Origin of the sequence: Clostridium lacusfryxellense (genome assembly GCF_018861735.1) — a bacterium.
In the GTDB taxonomy this organism is placed as follows: Bacteria; Bacillota; Clostridia; order Clostridiales; family Clostridiaceae; genus Clostridium_AD; species Clostridium_AD lacusfryxellense.
This window is the reverse complement of record NZ_JAHLEB010000002.1, coordinates 58,384-74,281: the sequence shown is the minus strand read 5'-3', so window position 1 is coordinate 74,281 and position 15,898 is coordinate 58,384. Positions and strand designations below refer to the sequence as shown.

Sequence of the window (15,898 nt, the reverse complement as noted above, 5' to 3'; positions counted from 1 at the left end):
GTTCCCCCTAATCTATAAAAAAAAGAAAAGCATACATTACAACAAACGTGTTTTTATTTGCTTAGCAAATGTTTTTTTATTTGCCTAGCAAATGTATTTTTATTTGCTAAGTAATCCTAAACAAGTTTTAAATTTTTCTATAATATAATAATACATTAAAAAGAGCGTTATTGCAAATTCTACAATAACGCAACCCAACGTAAATAATGGGCATATTCTACATTCTGTCTACAACTTCTATTCCTATAAGGTTTAAAGCGTTTTTGATTACTTGGCAAGTAGCTTCTACCATTTTAATTTTAGCTTGCTTATTAGATTCATCTTCTAAATTAGCTATATTGTGTTGATTATAGAATTTATTAAATGCCTTAGCTACTTCAATAGCATACCTTGTAACCATAGATGGTTCTAATTTATCAATAGCGTGCAAGATTGAATTTTGGAAACCTTCTAATTGCTTTACAAGTTCAAACTCTTCTTTAGAATTTAATTTATTATAATCAAGTACTACATCATTTGCAGGTTTATTACTATTTTCTTCAACTTTTCTTAATATGCTTTTTGCTCTAGCATAAGTATATTGGACATATGGACCTGTTTCTCCATCAAAACTAAGCATTTCTTCCCAGTTGAAGACAATATCTCTTTCTCTACCATTTTTTAAATAAGTAAATATAATAGCTCCTATTCCTACTTTTTTAGCCACATCCTCTTTATTCTCAAGGTCTGGATTCTTAAGATTTATTATTTCAAGAGTTTTAGCTACTGCTTGATTTAATAACTCATCTAGGAATATAACGTCACCTTTTCTAGTAGATAATTTCTTATCTGCAAATCTTACTGTTCCAAATGCCACATGTTTACAATCATCTGCCCACTTATTACCCATAAGTTTTAAAGTAGTAAATACCTGATTAAAATGAAGTGATTGATCTTTTCCAACTACATAAATGTTTTTATAAAAATCATAAGTTTTCTTTCTATAAGTTGCTGCTGCTAGATCACGAGTTGCATAAATTGTAGCACCGTCTGATTTTTTAATTATGCAAGGTGGCATATTATACTCATCTAGCATCACAACCTTAGCACCATTACTTTCTACTAGTAATCCCTTATCCTCTATATCCTTAATTACGTCATCCATCTTATCACAGTAAAAACTTTCGCCAGCATAAGAATCAAATTTAACGTTCAATGTATCATAAAGTTTTTTAAATTCAATTAGGCTTATATCTCTAAATTTAGTCCAAAGTCTAACTTCTTCTGCAGATCCATCTTCTAAATTTTTAAAATACATTTTTGCTTGTTCATTAAGTGTTGGGTCAATATCAGCCTCATCATGGAATTTAACATAAATTCTTAATAATTCTTTAATAGGTTCTTTTGTTAATGCTTCCTCATCTACCCAGTTTTTATAAGCATATATAAGCTTACCAAATTGTGTTCCCCAGTCTCCTAAATGATTAATTCCAGTACAATTATACCCTTCAAAAGAAAGTATCTTATATAGAGAGCTACCTATAACTGTAGTGAACAAATGTCCTACATGAAATGGTTTTGCTATATTAGGTGATGAATATTCTACTACTATATTCTTACCTTCACCCATTTTCGATGAACCATAACTTTCTCCCTCTGCTAGTATCTTTTCTACAGTATTTTTAATAAATACTCCTTTGTCTAGAAAAAAGTTTAGGTAAGGACCAAAACACTCTATTTTTTCAAACCCACCATTTAAATTTTTTTCCCCATCAATTTTTTCTTTTAGATCATTAGCTATAGCATTTGGTGCTTTTTTCATAGTTTTTGATAGTTGAAAACACGGAAAAGCAAAGTCTCCCATTTCAGGTTTTGGTGGTATCTCAATTAAACCCTCTATAATTTCTATGTCTAAATCCACCAATTGTTTAATTCTCTGTGCAACTACTTTTTTATAATCCATATAAATTCCCTCCAGTTCCGTTTGGGGTAAATAACGATTGTTATTGTTATGTCCCAATAATTTTGTGTTTTGTTTTGTATATAACAAAAAACCCATCTCTAAATAAAGAGACGGGTTATATTTCCGCGGTACCACTCTAGTTGACTATAAAGTCCACTCAATATTTTAACGCTAGTTAGCGGCTTGCCCTATGAGAATCAAAAGTTATTACTTTTAACTAGTTCAGGTAGCTTCTCCAAGGTTCTTTTCCTAAAATTAATATAACATTAATTTTGTTAAATAATTGCTCATTTAACTTCCTATACTCTACAAGGCTTACACTCTACCCTTGCTCGCTTTAAGATTAATAAGAAAGTACTGTCCTTATCGCAGAATTTAATCATTATACATATACTCGATAATACACTAAATTATATCACTATTACAAGATACTTGTCAATTTTTATTAAACTATTAAATATGTTTGTTGTGACATTAACCTTTGATATAATCGGAAAACTTTTGTAAATCAGTTATGGGTTCTCTGCAAGTGAAATTCTCGCAAACATAAGCAGTAGCCAATCCTTTTAATTCCTTATGTTCTTTTAACTCAGGATTAATAGAATTCAACCTTTCATCACCAGTATTTATTACCACTGTAGCAAAAGGGAGGTAATTATTATTAATTTCTTTAACCATCGCTTCAGTATTACTACTTAACTCGTCGCCCACAATAATAATGTCCTTCCCCGGTACATTGCTATATAATAGAGCGTTCATAAAATATGCATGAGCACTTTCTATAGTTTTGACCTTTGGTGCAAAAGCTTTAAATTGACTATATGCCTCTTTCTCAAGTTCACTATTAGCACTTAACCTAGCAAGCCTTAGCATATTTAATGTAGCTACTGAATTGCCTGATGGTATTGCACCATCATATATATCTTTAGGCCTAATAATAAGCTGTTCACCATCAATTCCATATAAAAACAATCCACCCTGCTTTTCATCTTTAAATAAGTTAATCATATTTACATTAAGCTCTATTGCTTTAACTAAATAATTGACTTTAAATGTAGCTTCATAGAGTTCTATCAAAGCATGAATAGTGAATGCATAGTCATCTAAATAACCTAAATGCGCTACTTCACCGTCTCTGTATCTGGCCATTAATCTTCCTTTATCATTAATCATATTGTTTAGGATAAACTCCATTGCCTTTTCAGCTTTATTTATATAACTATTATTATTGAAAACCCTTCCACCATATGCTAAAGCTGCAATCATAAGTCCATTCCACGCGGTTAATATCTTATCATCCTTATAGGGGTGAATTCTTTTTTCTCTATAATCAAACACCTTTTGTCTCATTTCCTCAAGATCAATCTCTAAATCTTTGTTTATGACAGAACTACTATTTTTGCCAATAAGATTTGGAATATTTCTCCCTTCAAAATTGCCTTTGCTTGTAATATCATAATGTTCACAATATATTTTACATTCTTTTTCACCCAATACTAAGGCAATATCCTTTATCGTTAATAAATAAAATTCACCCTCGATGCCTTCACTATCTGCATCTTCCGCTGAGTAAAATGCACCCTCATTTGAAGTCATATCCCTTAATACGTAAGTGAATATATTTTGTGCAACTTCTTTATAAAATATTTTACCGGTTGCTTCAAAAGTCTCAATATATATAGATGCTAATAATGAATTATCATATAACATTTTTTCAAAGTGTGGAACTAACCATTTTTGATCTGTTGAATACCTTGAGAATCCAAATCCAATATGGTCAAAAATACCACCTTCGTACATGGCTTCTAAAGTTTTTTCCACAATTTCTAAGGCGGCCGGTTCATTATAATTTTTCCAGTATCTTAATAAAAATTGCAAATTATGAGGTGCGGGAAACTTTGGTGATCTTCCGAATCCACCATAATTTTCATCAAATACACTCTTAAAGCTGTGAAATGCATTATGTATTTCATCTTCACCCAATTCTTCTCCTAGTTCAACTAAATTAACCTTGCTATCCATGCTTTTTATATGTGCTACAATTTTTTCACTAGATATTAAAATACTCTCTCTTTCTTCAGTCCACTGCTGAGCTAGTGAACTGAGAACATCCTTTATTCCTGGCATACCTCGTCTACTTTCCTTATGGAAATATGTACCTGCATAAAATGGTTTTTTATCTGGACTCATAAAAATAGTTAAGGGCCATCCACCACTTCCTGTTAATGCTTGACACACCGTCATATAAATACTGTCTATATCAGGGCGTTCTTCCCTATCTACCTTTATCGCTATAAAATATTTATTCAAAATAGCCGCTACCTCTTCATCTTCAAAAGATTCCTTCTCCATTACGTGACACCAATGACAAGTCCACTGCGTGAACCATTACGAGTACCCAATAGATAAAAAGACAGGCTTGTTTTCAGCCTTAGCCTTTGTAAATGCTTCTTCTCCCCATGCAAACCAGTCAACGGGATTCTGTGAATGTTGAAGTAGATAAGGAGATTTTTCATTTATTAATCTATTAGGTATACTTGTAAAATTGTTCATTGCAATCACCTCCTAAAATTTATTATGTATTAGTGTATAGTATAACCTAACAGTAGAACTTTAAGCCCCAAAACATAAAAAAAGAGAGTAGAAGAAATTTATCCTCTGCTCTCTTTCACCAATTAAAAAACCAATTATCTTATCAATAAATAGTTTAACCAGTATATATCAAAAAATACATTATATTAACGTGTTTTGAGTAGTGGCTGTAAGCAACTTTTAACAGTGTATTAAGTTATTTAGTTGTATAGCTTATTTCTTCTATTTCATACTCAACAAGTGAACCAGAAGACATTATAAATATATCATTACTTCCATAAGTTTTAACACTATATTCAGCATAATAACCATTTTTGTAATATGCATTATATTTAACTACACCTTGAATAAATTCCATAGTATTATTATTAATGCAAAGAATAATCGTATCTTCGCAGTTGTAATATATTTCAGTTCCTTCAATTTTATAACGTCCATCCTTGGCTACTATTAAATTTGAAACTTTCTTTTCTTTCATCCTCATTGTCTCCCCTCATGTCAAAGTCTTTAAGACTAGTTGAGTATCCTAATCATATTATAAACTACTCCCCTTAAAATATATTACCTCAAGTTTAAAAAAACATCAATAACTCATTTCATAATGCTTAAAGTCACAAAGCATAAAAAAAGAGAGTAGAAGGAATTTATCCTCTGTTCTCTCTTTGTTCTATCTCTTTTACTACTCTTGTCATTGTTTCTGCATATCTCTTTAGTGCTGTTTGTGATGGTGTATTCGCTCTCACAGTTATTCTGCTCATTCTGCCATTTATCATTCTTTCCTCAGTTTTCTCATATGTATACTGTCCTCTTGCAACTTCCATTACTAATCCCCCACAATCGTTTTACTTTCTAAAATTCATGTATGGAAAAGAATTAAGTTGTGACATAAAAGATATAAAAAAGAGAAGGAACAAAAGACTTGTCAAGTCATCGCTCCTCCTCCTATTACTTCCTGTGCCTACAGTTATGCCTTCGGTCTGCCTACAGTTATGCCTACATTGATTCTATTTCCTTGAGTATATCAGCGATGGATACAGGTCTTTCACTCTTAGCTGACATGGCGATCTCTGCCAGACGTTCGCTGTGAGAAAGTGCAAGAGCCACAGCTTTGACAATAGTATTAGGATTCTGTTTCTTATCCAACAGTAGCTTCTCCAACCGATCCAACGCTAACATTCTTATTCCCACAACTTTTTTATTGGTGTAGATTGCCAGCATACGTAGAAAGGTGTCTGAGTTCCTGTACTTCGATATTGTTCTGTGATCAATCAAAAGTCTGCGAGATAGTTCTCTGTTAGAAATTGAGACATCTTCTATCACCATGGGTAACATTAAGGCACAAACCTCGTTCATTTGGAAGTGCTTTGAGGAATCTGTCTTAACTGCTTGACCATCTTCATCGTATACAATAAGTTGCCTATCTTCAAGGCTGTCGAGTATTTCCTGGTTTTCATTTTTGTTTAACATTAATATAACCCCTCTCTATACAGTTAAAGAGACAGGAAAAGAAGCTTAAGCCCCTGTCCTGTCAGTCTTTGTCTGTGTCCTATAACTTATCTAAGAAATCCTGTAAATCAATATCTTTGTACTCTTTTGGAAGTGGAAGCTGTTCCATATCTTCCTTTGATTTATATATGTTAAATTGAGCATTTGAATTGGCACGGTCTCTCATTAGATGTTCTTCTATATATGGTAGGCTGTGGCAGTTCAGTAAAGGTGATCCGTATTGAGCGTAATTTCGGTGAGGCATGAAAAGGTTCTGGTGAAAGAGTTCATTTGTAGCAGTCTTTTCATACTGTTTTATCCCAGCAAAATTACATATGTCGTTATAAGCAAAGATATCATTGATAATAGAATCGTGAGCCACCTGAAGTGACAAGAGTAGCTCTGACTGTTTGTCTCGAAGTTTGCCAAGCTGTCTGTACGCCTCTTTTTCCACAGTAGCGTTATAAGTATTTAAGTCCTCTTGGAGTTGACGAGAAGCTTCTGGTACCATCTTTTGTAAACCACCTTGCATAATCTCACGTATCTTTGTTAACTTCTTAAGTTCTATTTCCAACTGTGATTCTGCGTTGGAGTTTCGTGCTGAAATATTTCCGAGTTCCTTCTTTGAACTTGCAGAGCCTTCTAGGATATCACGCTCGATAGCCAGATCAACATCAAATTCTGACTGCTCTATACTTGATTTTAATTGCTCAATCTTAGTGTTACATTCATTTATCTTTCCTTCGAATTTGCCGATATAAGTGTTAATTTCCTCAGTGTTAAATAATTCCTGTTTACCTATTTTCATGTTATTTTCCTCCTTTGTATTTTGTGGTCTTTGTAGTTTTTAATGGGGATGGTATAACATTATCTGATTGCCTAGCACCTTCAAATATCTTTTTATACTGTTGTGCTACCTTTCCCTTTTGAACTTTATTTTTAACAGTCTTAGTTGCCATTGCTATTCCCCCTGTGTTTCTTCAGTTTGTATTGCTTAAGCTTTGCACTTCCTGTGTTTATACTATCTACGAGTAAATATAATTCTTCCATGTCTGAGTAATCCAAGTTTAAATCTGTGTATAACTGGTTAAGTTCTATGTTTAAGTTACTGCTAATGTTTGCTCGACCGTTGATTACGTTATAAACGAACGTCTTTTGAAATGGAAAGTCTGATTCCTCGATAAGCTTCTGCCATGTACTTCCAAGGTAAACAGGTAAAACTGATATAATGTCTGCACTAAATTGTATATCATTCATTTTATTATCTCCTTCGTGTTATATTTGACTGTGATTTCTATGTTAAAAAAGGTAATTAAGTGTACAATTTTAAGTAAAAGGAGAAAGTAACCAGAGATTAGTGTTGGGAAGACACTGTTCTTTCTGGTTACTCTATATAGATTCAAATGTAAATATCAATGTAAAATGAAGTAACAGGTGACGACTGCTACCTATACTCTAAAGTCACCAACACATCCAGTTACAACCTGTTATAAGCTATTACAGTAAATTTCGTAACCGTAGCAATATCCATTCATATAACCAATGTAAAACTCTTGTGGAGCAGTATAGTCTGGGAATTTTAACATAGTATTCTCGAAAGATTTAACTGCTAGGACTCTTATGTTTTTGATGTAATCTGGCAGTTCCCCTTTGCCTAAAGCACCGTAGCAATAGACCACACCCATTGCGAATCCATCGTGTGTAAAAGAACTTATCTCACTTTCTGAGTCTGTGTAATAGCCTTCTGATATCTTACGGAAAAATGACACCATTTCTTGGTCTGACAATTCAGCTTCAGGTTCGTTACTTCTGCTATTACCTTCCTCGTACTCAGCCCTTAAATCCTCTTTGCTTTTCATCATTACAGTACCCCCTCTTATTTATCTCTGTGAATGTGACTGTATTTGTCTGTGTGACTGTATTTGCTCCTGTCTCTGTATTTCAGCTTCAATTTCCTTTTTAACCTTATCTATAGTTATCTTAACAAGTAGTTCCTTGTACACGGTCTTAACAAACTTATCAGCTTCCTTTGAGGATACTTCCAGCTTCCTCTCTGTGCTGAACTTTAGGAGTGTATCTGTAATAACATCCTTTAGCATTTGTGTGCCATTCTTGGCTCCTGTCTTTGCTATATTATTTATCATGGTCTTTACCTCCACTGCCAAAAGAAATCTCGATTCCTGTCAGAGTTACTTTAGCTACTTTTATTTTCATATCTGCAAGCACTCCTAATAATTCAGCTGTATTTTTATCACTTTGGGCTTTAAATTCTGCTATAGACTCTGAAATTTCTTTTAATGTCTCAGTAACATTTTTATCAGTTATCATATTAATTTCCCCTCTCTGTCTCTTTTGCTATAAAACTAAAAACATATTTGTTATTGTAAAAATCTCTCTTCCCTGTGCAAAAATCCGAGATATATCTTGAAGTAATGTGAAGTTCCTCTTCTGCATTTCTCAGCCCATCAAACAACCATGTCGAACCAGTGACAGTATTAACGACTTGTAGTGCCTTTTTAGTCACAGTAGCTTCCCCCTTCATTACAGAAATTGAAACGTACAAACAGTATCTCCACCCTATTAATCATTTTGTCTGAGAGTTTTCGTCTTCCTTTTAACACTTGGCACAAATAAACTGGGCTTATCCCTAGTTCCTGTGCTAACGCTATACTATTCATGTCGTACTTATACTTAAAAATTAGTAGCTTTTCTATCATGTTTAATGTCATACTATATAACCCCCAATACTTTGTTTAATTTATTAGCCTTCTTAACTAAAAAAACAGATAAGCAATAGTTTGTCTTCGGGTAAAGGGATTACTACTGCTTACTTGCCTTCACTTTAAAGCCGTTTGATAGCCACGATTACAACTAGGTATTTAATTATATTTACAGTTATCATGTAGGGATGGTGGAATTATTTTTGTGACTATGTCTATGCACTTATCTGTAAAAGGGTATAAAAAAGAAAGTAGCCAAAGGACAAGGAAACTTTCCCCCTATCTTCAGCTACTACTGTCCTATTACTGTACTACTACTGTTTAATTAAACTTGTAGACTTAACCCTCTGCCCCTTCTATTACTTTCTTGAAGACTATATAATTTTACAGCTAACTTCTTAACGTCTGCTTCTTCACGAATAGTTGCTGTGATATTGTAGTTATTCGTAATGTTGCCACCTGAACCACTTTCATCACCAACATTATCAGGCATAAAACGGGCAATGGCAGTACCTATAGAACCCAGTACATGTTGGCTAAGAGGTATAACTGCCTCTGGCGATGAACCTTCTCCTACACCATTTGAACCGTCTCCTAAGAGCGTTGGCGAAGAAAATATGCCACCTTTAGCGTGCCAAGAAACTCCCATCTTAGGTGCTGAAATATTCGGTGGAGTCAAGTTCCAGCTTCCTGTGATACTGATATGAGGAAGTTTGAAAGCTGTTTTTATTCCAGCCCATAACTGCTTAATTCCTGATACGAATGAACTGAACTTAGTCTTAGCTGTATCCCAAGTCTTTCCCCAAGCTGTACCAAGTGTAGATACTCCAGTTTTAATACCATTTAGGATAGGAGTTCCAACAGAATTCCATACACTTCTAATACTGTTGGCAAAAGAACTCCAAGCTGATTTTATAGCGTTAATTACAGGAATTAGAGCAGTTTGTAGAGACGTAAAGGCTGATTTAATACCGTTGAGAACAGGCTTAACTGCTACATTGTATAACCACGTAAACACAGTACCCAGCCCTTTAATAGCCCCTCCTATAACTTGTGTAACTACCCAAACAACTAGTTGTCCAACTGCCGTAAAAAATCCTATGAAGTACTGTAGAATAGGACTAATTATATCTTTGAACACATATTTGAAAGCACTGCCAATAGATTGAAGCACAGGAAGCACCCTTGTAGTAATAACACTTTTTACCTTATCAAATATTCCTGTGAAGAATGTTAGAAATCCATTGAGACAGCCTTTTAAGAAGCTTACTATTGATGTCCATGCTTTAATAGTGAAGGCTTTTATCTCGTCCCAGTATTTTATAACTAACACTACTGCAACTACTATTCCGACTACGATCGCTATCAAAGCACCTACCGATACACCAATGAAACCAGCCACAGCTACTATTGCGTCACCAACATATAGAGCCATAATCTGTAGAGACTGAAAAGCACTACCAACACCCTTAATGAAGGGAATTACTGTAGCAAAAGCACCAGCTATTGTTCCGATTGCTGATATTAACAAGCCCAGTCCTAGAATTAATGGTGGAAGTACTAGTGCAACACCAGCTAATATAAGCCCAGTCTTCTGTGTACCAGTATCAAGAGCAGAAAACTTCTCTATTAGTCCTGTTATCTTTTCCATTACAGATATTACTGCTGGCTCTACAATTAAGAATAGCTTCTCAGATAAAAGTGCCATGGAGTTCCCCACATTAGCCAGCTTATTTTGGTATGAGTCAGATTCCCTTCCAGCCTGTCCTAGAGCGTCCTTTGTCTGTTTTAGTCCTAAGTTATACAGTACATTAGCTTTCTCAGCTGAGGATAAGTCTGCGTAGTTTCCTTTAAGCCCTTGCGATAACATCTGTGCCTTAAGATTAGCTTCACCCATGTAGATTCCGAGCTTTTCTACAGCATCGCCTTCTCCTCGAAGTCCTGAAGCCATTCTATCTGCTGCTTCTGCAATTGGAATATCATTAAAGGCAGCGGTATCCAGAGTAAGCCTTGTCATTTTCTCACCGAAAGCTAGTGCTTCTGCTGTACTCATACCCATAGATTTAGCCATGTTAATAAATTGTAAGTTAGTTTTGTCAAGAATGTCAGGATTTAATCCCACTTCTTTGCTCACGTTCTTTGACCAGTTTTTAGCTTCTGCTTCTAAGTCACCTAGCACTGTGCTAAAGGTACTATGGAAGGCTTTCATTTCTGAACCAACATCCAATACCTTCTTACCCATTGCAATTAAGGGTGCTGTGATTGCTACAGTTGCTACTGCTCCAATCTTAGACATAGTACCACCTAACGTTTTAAGTTTATCACCAAATCCAGCTAGTTTACCATGTGTTGTGTTGATACTATTTTCCACACCTTGCATACTACTGTGCAGACTATCTAAGGCTCTTGTAGCCCCTGTGGTATCTGCTGTAACTACTATTTCTACACCGTCACTCATTTATATCAATCCCCTCGATTTTCAAGTTTAGTAGGAGTGTCTGCCCATCTGCCATTAAAGTACAGTTAAAACAACACTTCTCTTCAACTTTCTACTCTTGTGGGACTGCTAAAAACAACTATTTACAGATATATATTAAATTTATGTTCCAAAATAAAAAAGACACTAACTCTGTTAAAAGTTAATGTCTTCATATTATATATATCTACATTTTGTTTCTGAGTCTTATTGTACTAATGAATCAACTTGGATTTTAGTTTTTGAAGCCTTACTAAAGTCACCTACTGACATTGCAGTATATGTCTTAGTTGCACCTGCTCCAAGGTTATTCATTGCACCCACTGCTGTTCCAATTAATTTACCACCTTTGTCGTAAAAACCAATCACTAAAGTAAAGCTATGTTCTTTTGTGTCCACGTTCTTAACTTCACCATCTACAATAGTAGTTCCTGATTGACCCTTAGATACTAAATTTGAGAAGGTAAGCACAGAAGCTTTATCTGGTGCTGAAGATTGAACCATTGTATCTACTTCAACTTTATAGCTAGCAGATTTAGTAAAGTCTTCAGTAGCCATTGCAGTAAAAATCTTTGTATCCGTAGGCTGTAAATCATTTATTGTACCCATGGCTGTTCCAAGAAGTTTTTTAGTTTTATCATAGAAGCTTACTTTTATAGTAAATGAATGTTTTTGACCATCATTACTTTTTGCTTCGCCATTTACAGTAGTCGTTCCACTATTTGAAGTTACAAGAATATTTGAGAAACTAATATCATCCTTTTTTACTTCAGGAGTAGTTGAAGCTGTTTTAGCAGTTGAAGCTGTTTTAGCAGTTCCATCTGCTGTGCCTGTAGCTGTCGCAGTATCTCCAGTGGTACTACCTCCACCTCCCATAGCTTTACTTAATCCTACTACAACAATAATTGCTAATACAAAAGTTAAAAACTTATGTTGCTTAAAGAAACTTCTCTGATCCTTGCCACAATGTACACATTTTTTAACACCTTTAGCTATCTCCTTATCACACGCCTTACAGTTTACCATTTTACTAATTTTACTCATATGTAGTCCCCCTATTGTTTATTATTCCGATTATAATATACCATTGTTTATCAATAAACTCAATATATATATCTTCTGTAAAACTATTACTTATATCTGTTATAAGAGGTGCTTACTGTATTGTGCCTACATAGACTTGTGAAACTAGGGTACTGGCTAATGTCATAACTGAAAAGTTAGCTATGGGAATTACAGTTACCTGAACGGAATACTGTTCTTGTCTGCTTTACTTTCCCTTATGCTAACCCTTTGTACTAAAACCTATGACATAACAGTTAATAATATAAGTAGTAATTATAGTATATAAGCGTTACGTACTAGAAATTAGTACAAAGGCACGTTGCTGTGTTAAAGGACTGTTGATATGACTGTGTTCAGTATGTACTGATTTTCGGTACAAAGAGATACAAATGTTGTAATTGAAATATGTCCAATTCTAAACTCGTAATATTTTACCCCTAAGTGCCTCTAAACTCGTAATCCTGTACCCCAATAATTAAGGCTATAATGAGGCTATCACTGGTCTAGAGCGTGTTTTTTAGGTGACATTCCTTATTAGTTATTATAAACTTGCCCTTATACAGTCAATAGAGAAAAGAGAGAGAGAACAGTAACAGTTATCGGTTTCCCTTACGGGAATCCCGTTTACGCTGTGAGCGTAAAATCAGCACGTATCCATGCTATCTCCACTCCGTTACGATAACCTGTCTACCAATTTTAAAACCATACATAATAATCTTATACAGTTTCACAATAATAGAGAGAGTAGAGCAGTCGTTCTGCCCCCACCTCTAATACTCTTACACTGTTAGTCCTGATAATAGCTGTAATACCAGTAAAGAGAGGTAAAGAGAGGTAAAGAGAAGCCAAGTGTATTTATAAAAAGCGTGCAACTCTCTGACAATGACTGTATGAAGCTGTGGTTAAGGCTGTAACACCCTCTATATCCAGCCTATCTATCTGTTAATGTAAAATATTCACGCTTATAGGTTGTTTTAGACCTCAATAACTGGCTATAAAGTTGTAGGACTAAGGTTCTTAACTAAAATCAGGAGGTAATGTGATATGGAAAACAATAATGATAGTAGATATACAGACTTGGTAGACAGAAGTACAGGTGAGGTAATAACAGTTCCTACAGGGTATGTATATAATCAAGGTGACTACTCAATCGTACATAAAAAACAGTCAATCCACCAAATTAAATGGAGAGAAAACGGTAATAATCAGTTTACATTCGCCATTCAGGATAACGTGAAAGAGTTGCTGGTAACTGAAAAGGTTACTCTAACTTCTTTAGGTGCATTGTTAGTACTGTTGCCTTACTTGGATACTGATGGATTCCTTAAGAAAATGGCTGGAGCAAAGGATAAACCAATGTTAACAAGAGCAGAAATAATAAGCCTGTTAAAAGTATCCTCTGAGAACTTTAAGAAGATTCTTAGCTGTCTAAAAGTTAGTGAGTTAATATCTGTAGAGGGAACAAAAGGGAATCAGATATTTAAAGTAAACTCTCGCTTCCATTTACGAGGAAAACTCCCAGCTGGCTTAGATAAAATCGTAAGAATACAGAACAGAGGTATAGTAACAGCCTTCAATGGTGGCAATGTAAAGCTGGACCAGTTAGGTTTCTTATATATGTTGATACCTTACCTTCCTTATAATAACTGTAGGCTCGTTAAAGACGTTAATGGCTCTGATGATGTTGAAAATGCTCTATCTATTACAGAACTAGCTGATAATCTCGGGCTTACTGTAAAGACTGTAGAGAAGTATCTTAAATTTAAAATAGAGTACAAGTTTAAAGACGGTCTATACAGAGTTCCTATGGCTATATCCTTTAATGCGTATGGAGAAAAGAACAAGAAATCAATCTTAGTTAACCCAGTATTTTACAGAAGGAATATGGATGTTACTGGCGAGATAATGTTTGGAAACTTAGATATATACTTTAAAAACGCCTCTAAGAAAGTTTAATCATAGATACATATCAGATTAACTCCTTTTATTCAGCTTTAAGATATCATTCATCCTTTTGTTCTTCATAGCTTGAACCTGTGCTCGTTTAGCTTCAACCTGTGCACGTTTAGCTTCAACCCTATCCCGATATTCTTTATTATTAAAAAACTGATTGCATACTGGACATTTATATTTATCACCAAATTGAGTAGTTTCTTCACTCAAATGATTCTTTTTTCCTTTATCAGTTAGACATGTTGGACAAAACTTTTCATTCCTTTCCTTGTCTATGTAAATACCGAATTCCTGATTATATTCTAATCCAATTTTAAAATTCACTACACTATTTTTAATTTTTATTAAGTCCTCATATTCGATTCTTTTAATAATTTTATAAGACACAATGTATTTATATAACCCCTTCAATATAGGAGCTAATAGAGCTGTTAATATCAGTCCAATTAGAGCTACTGCCCAGCCTGAAAAAGCTATTTCTGGATGTATAGAGTTTAAAATACCACCAATTGACATGATCTCTCCACCTTTACTGTATTTTTTATTAATGTTTGTACGTTTTTAATTCAAACAACTATGTGCAAAGGAAAAGGCAGTACTATTATGGTACTACCTTTTTTTCTGGTGGTCTGAATATTTCTATTCTTTTAACGGTATCAGTATTAATCCAAACACCTACTTTATTATTATCAACCTTAGTAGTATTCAATTTACTATTAGTAGTATCACTATAATTATCTATTTCATCAAGTGTATCAAGATAATAAGAGATATAATTTATCAAATAAACTTCTCTTCTATTGTCATTGGGATTAGATGAAAACATATCTATCTTACCATAGTAAAGTACATTTTCATCCTTCAAATAAATTTTCACCCAATTGTCATCACACTCCAATGCCTTATTCCATACAACTGAACAAGGTAAAAGATTTGATTTAAATAAAAACTTATTAATCCAGAGAGAGATTTTAAAAGAGGAACATCTTGTAAGAATCCATGATGTCATTACTCCCAATACTAGCATACCTATAATATAAAATAAGCTACTTTTGTTAATAGCAATACTATCTCTATACACAGATATAGTACTAAAAGATTTCCAAGTCGCAATCGAGAAATAAATGAATTTTAATATAAAAATAATAAATCTCAATGAGGTGTCAATTATAAAACTATATAAAACGCTTAATACAACTAGTTTTTTATCATCTATCTTATAATCTTGCCTGTAATTACTACTTATAGTAAGAGCTATATATCCTGGTATAAATAATATCAATAGCTGAGGAATCAAAGTAACAATATCTTTAAATTCCATTTATGTATCCCCCTATTAAGCCCTCTTCTTTGGTGGTGGTGGTGGTGAAATATCTCTAGTATTTTCATTTCGAGTGACCCCTGAGTCTCTTACTTCCTTATGAGGACTTTTAATTGTCTTTGGTATTGGTCTGTTATTCTCCATATTATTACCCCCTATACATTATTTCGTGTCATTTCCATATATTATACCATACTGTAGTATACTTTATCTAGCTGTTAGATACTGCCTTATAGCTTAAAGATATCTACCCTGTAAGATACATCTATAAACTTCCATCAATTACAGTTACATACACTTCATCACGTTAAAGCTTTGAATTGCTGGTGTATACTAGCATATCC

General features: G+C 34.0%; 18 protein-coding genes and 1 pseudogene. 1 reads left to right on the top strand and 18 read right to left on the bottom strand.

Annotated elements, in window-relative coordinates; all coding sequences use genetic code 11:
- Positions 1 to 217: 217 nt before the first annotated feature.
- The 15 genes and pseudogenes from argS to KPL55_RS01895 all read right to left on the bottom strand — a co-directional run bounded on the left by argS (position 218) and on the right by KPL55_RS01895 (position 12,259).
- Positions 218 to 1,942, bottom strand: a complete 1,725-nt coding sequence (gene argS / locus KPL55_RS01970; protein ID WP_216305033.1) for an arginine--tRNA ligase — start codon at positions 1,940 to 1,942, stop codon at positions 218 to 220.
- 474 nt (positions 1,943 to 2,416) lie between these two features.
- Positions 2,417 to 4,495, bottom strand: a pseudogene (locus tag KPL55_RS01965) (thioredoxin domain-containing protein).
- Between the two features lie 235 nt (positions 4,496 to 4,730).
- A complete protein-coding gene (locus tag KPL55_RS01955; protein WP_216305030.1) occupies positions 4,731 to 5,012 on the bottom strand; it encodes a hypothetical protein in 282 nt (93 codons plus the stop codon).
- A 166-nt stretch (positions 5,013 to 5,178) separates the two neighbouring features.
- Positions 5,179 to 5,355: a hypothetical protein gene (locus tag KPL55_RS01950; protein WP_216305029.1), complete on the bottom strand. Its 177-nt coding sequence runs from the start codon at positions 5,353 to 5,355 to the stop codon at positions 5,179 to 5,181.
- Positions 5,356 to 5,527: 172 nt separating this feature from the next.
- Positions 5,528 to 6,001, bottom strand: coding sequence for a hypothetical protein (locus tag KPL55_RS01945; protein ID WP_216305028.1), 474 nt, complete (start codon positions 5,999 to 6,001; stop codon positions 5,528 to 5,530).
- A gap of 79 nt (positions 6,002 to 6,080) precedes the next feature.
- Positions 6,081 to 6,827 carry a hypothetical protein gene (locus tag KPL55_RS01940; RefSeq protein WP_216305027.1) on the bottom strand — a complete coding sequence of 249 codons (747 nt, stop codon included), beginning with the start codon at positions 6,825 to 6,827 and terminating at the stop codon, positions 6,081 to 6,083.
- 1 nt (position 6,828) lies between these two features.
- Positions 6,829 to 6,978 carry a hypothetical protein gene (locus KPL55_RS01935; protein ID WP_216305026.1) on the bottom strand — a complete coding sequence of 50 codons (150 nt, stop codon included), beginning with the start codon at positions 6,976 to 6,978 and terminating at the stop codon, positions 6,829 to 6,831.
- A complete protein-coding gene (locus KPL55_RS01930; protein ID WP_216305025.1) occupies positions 6,968 to 7,276 on the bottom strand; it encodes a hypothetical protein in 309 nt (102 codons plus the stop codon). Before KPL55_RS01930 ends, KPL55_RS01935 begins: the two co-directional genes overlap by 11 nt.
- Positions 7,277 to 7,506: 230 nt before the next feature.
- On the bottom strand, positions 7,507 to 7,881 hold the full coding sequence (locus KPL55_RS01925) for a hypothetical protein (RefSeq protein ID WP_216305024.1): 375 nt from the start codon (positions 7,879 to 7,881) through the stop codon (positions 7,507 to 7,509).
- An 18-nt stretch (positions 7,882 to 7,899) separates the two neighbouring features.
- Positions 7,900 to 8,163, bottom strand: a complete 264-nt coding sequence (locus KPL55_RS01920) for a hypothetical protein (protein WP_216305023.1) — start codon at positions 8,161 to 8,163, stop codon at positions 7,900 to 7,902.
- On the bottom strand, positions 8,153 to 8,347 hold the full coding sequence (locus KPL55_RS01915) for a hypothetical protein (protein WP_216305022.1): 195 nt from the start codon (positions 8,345 to 8,347) through the stop codon (positions 8,153 to 8,155). The genes KPL55_RS01920 and KPL55_RS01915 overlap by 11 nt, the downstream gene beginning before the upstream one ends.
- Before the next feature lies 1 nt (position 8,348).
- Positions 8,349 to 8,543, bottom strand: coding sequence for a hypothetical protein (locus KPL55_RS01910; protein ID WP_216305021.1), 195 nt, complete (start codon positions 8,541 to 8,543; stop codon positions 8,349 to 8,351).
- Positions 8,536 to 8,748, bottom strand: a complete 213-nt coding sequence (locus tag KPL55_RS01905; protein WP_216305020.1) for a hypothetical protein — start codon at positions 8,746 to 8,748, stop codon at positions 8,536 to 8,538. Before KPL55_RS01905 ends, KPL55_RS01910 begins: the two co-directional genes overlap by 8 nt.
- Before the next feature lie 316 nt (positions 8,749 to 9,064).
- Complete coding sequence (locus KPL55_RS01900; RefSeq protein ID WP_216305019.1) at positions 9,065 to 11,197, bottom strand: phage tail tape measure protein; 2,133 nt, start codon at positions 11,195 to 11,197, stop codon at positions 9,065 to 9,067.
- A gap of 225 nt (positions 11,198 to 11,422) precedes the next feature.
- Positions 11,423 to 12,259 carry an FxLYD domain-containing protein gene (locus KPL55_RS01895; protein ID WP_216305018.1) on the bottom strand — a complete coding sequence of 279 codons (837 nt, stop codon included), beginning with the start codon at positions 12,257 to 12,259 and terminating at the stop codon, positions 11,423 to 11,425.
- A gap of 1,065 nt (positions 12,260 to 13,324) precedes the next feature.
- Between KPL55_RS01895 and KPL55_RS01890 the strand changes: the two genes are divergently transcribed.
- Complete coding sequence (locus tag KPL55_RS01890) at positions 13,325 to 14,236, top strand: hypothetical protein (RefSeq protein WP_216305017.1); 912 nt, start codon at positions 13,325 to 13,327, stop codon at positions 14,234 to 14,236.
- An 18-nt stretch (positions 14,237 to 14,254) separates the two neighbouring features.
- Here KPL55_RS01890 and KPL55_RS01885 read toward each other — a convergent pair whose 3' ends face one another.
- The 3 genes from KPL55_RS01885 to KPL55_RS26250 all read right to left on the bottom strand — a co-directional run bounded on the left by KPL55_RS01885 (position 14,255) and on the right by KPL55_RS26250 (position 15,698).
- Positions 14,255 to 14,749 carry a hypothetical protein gene (locus KPL55_RS01885; RefSeq protein ID WP_216305016.1) on the bottom strand — a complete coding sequence of 165 codons (495 nt, stop codon included), beginning with the start codon at positions 14,747 to 14,749 and terminating at the stop codon, positions 14,255 to 14,257.
- An 85-nt stretch (positions 14,750 to 14,834) separates the two neighbouring features.
- Positions 14,835 to 15,554, bottom strand: coding sequence for a DUF6338 family protein (locus KPL55_RS01880; RefSeq protein ID WP_216305015.1), 720 nt, complete (start codon positions 15,552 to 15,554; stop codon positions 14,835 to 14,837).
- Between the two features lie 15 nt (positions 15,555 to 15,569).
- Complete coding sequence (locus tag KPL55_RS26250; protein ID WP_281418790.1) at positions 15,570 to 15,698, bottom strand: hypothetical protein; 129 nt, start codon at positions 15,696 to 15,698, stop codon at positions 15,570 to 15,572.
- Positions 15,699 to 15,898: the final 200 nt, after the last annotated feature.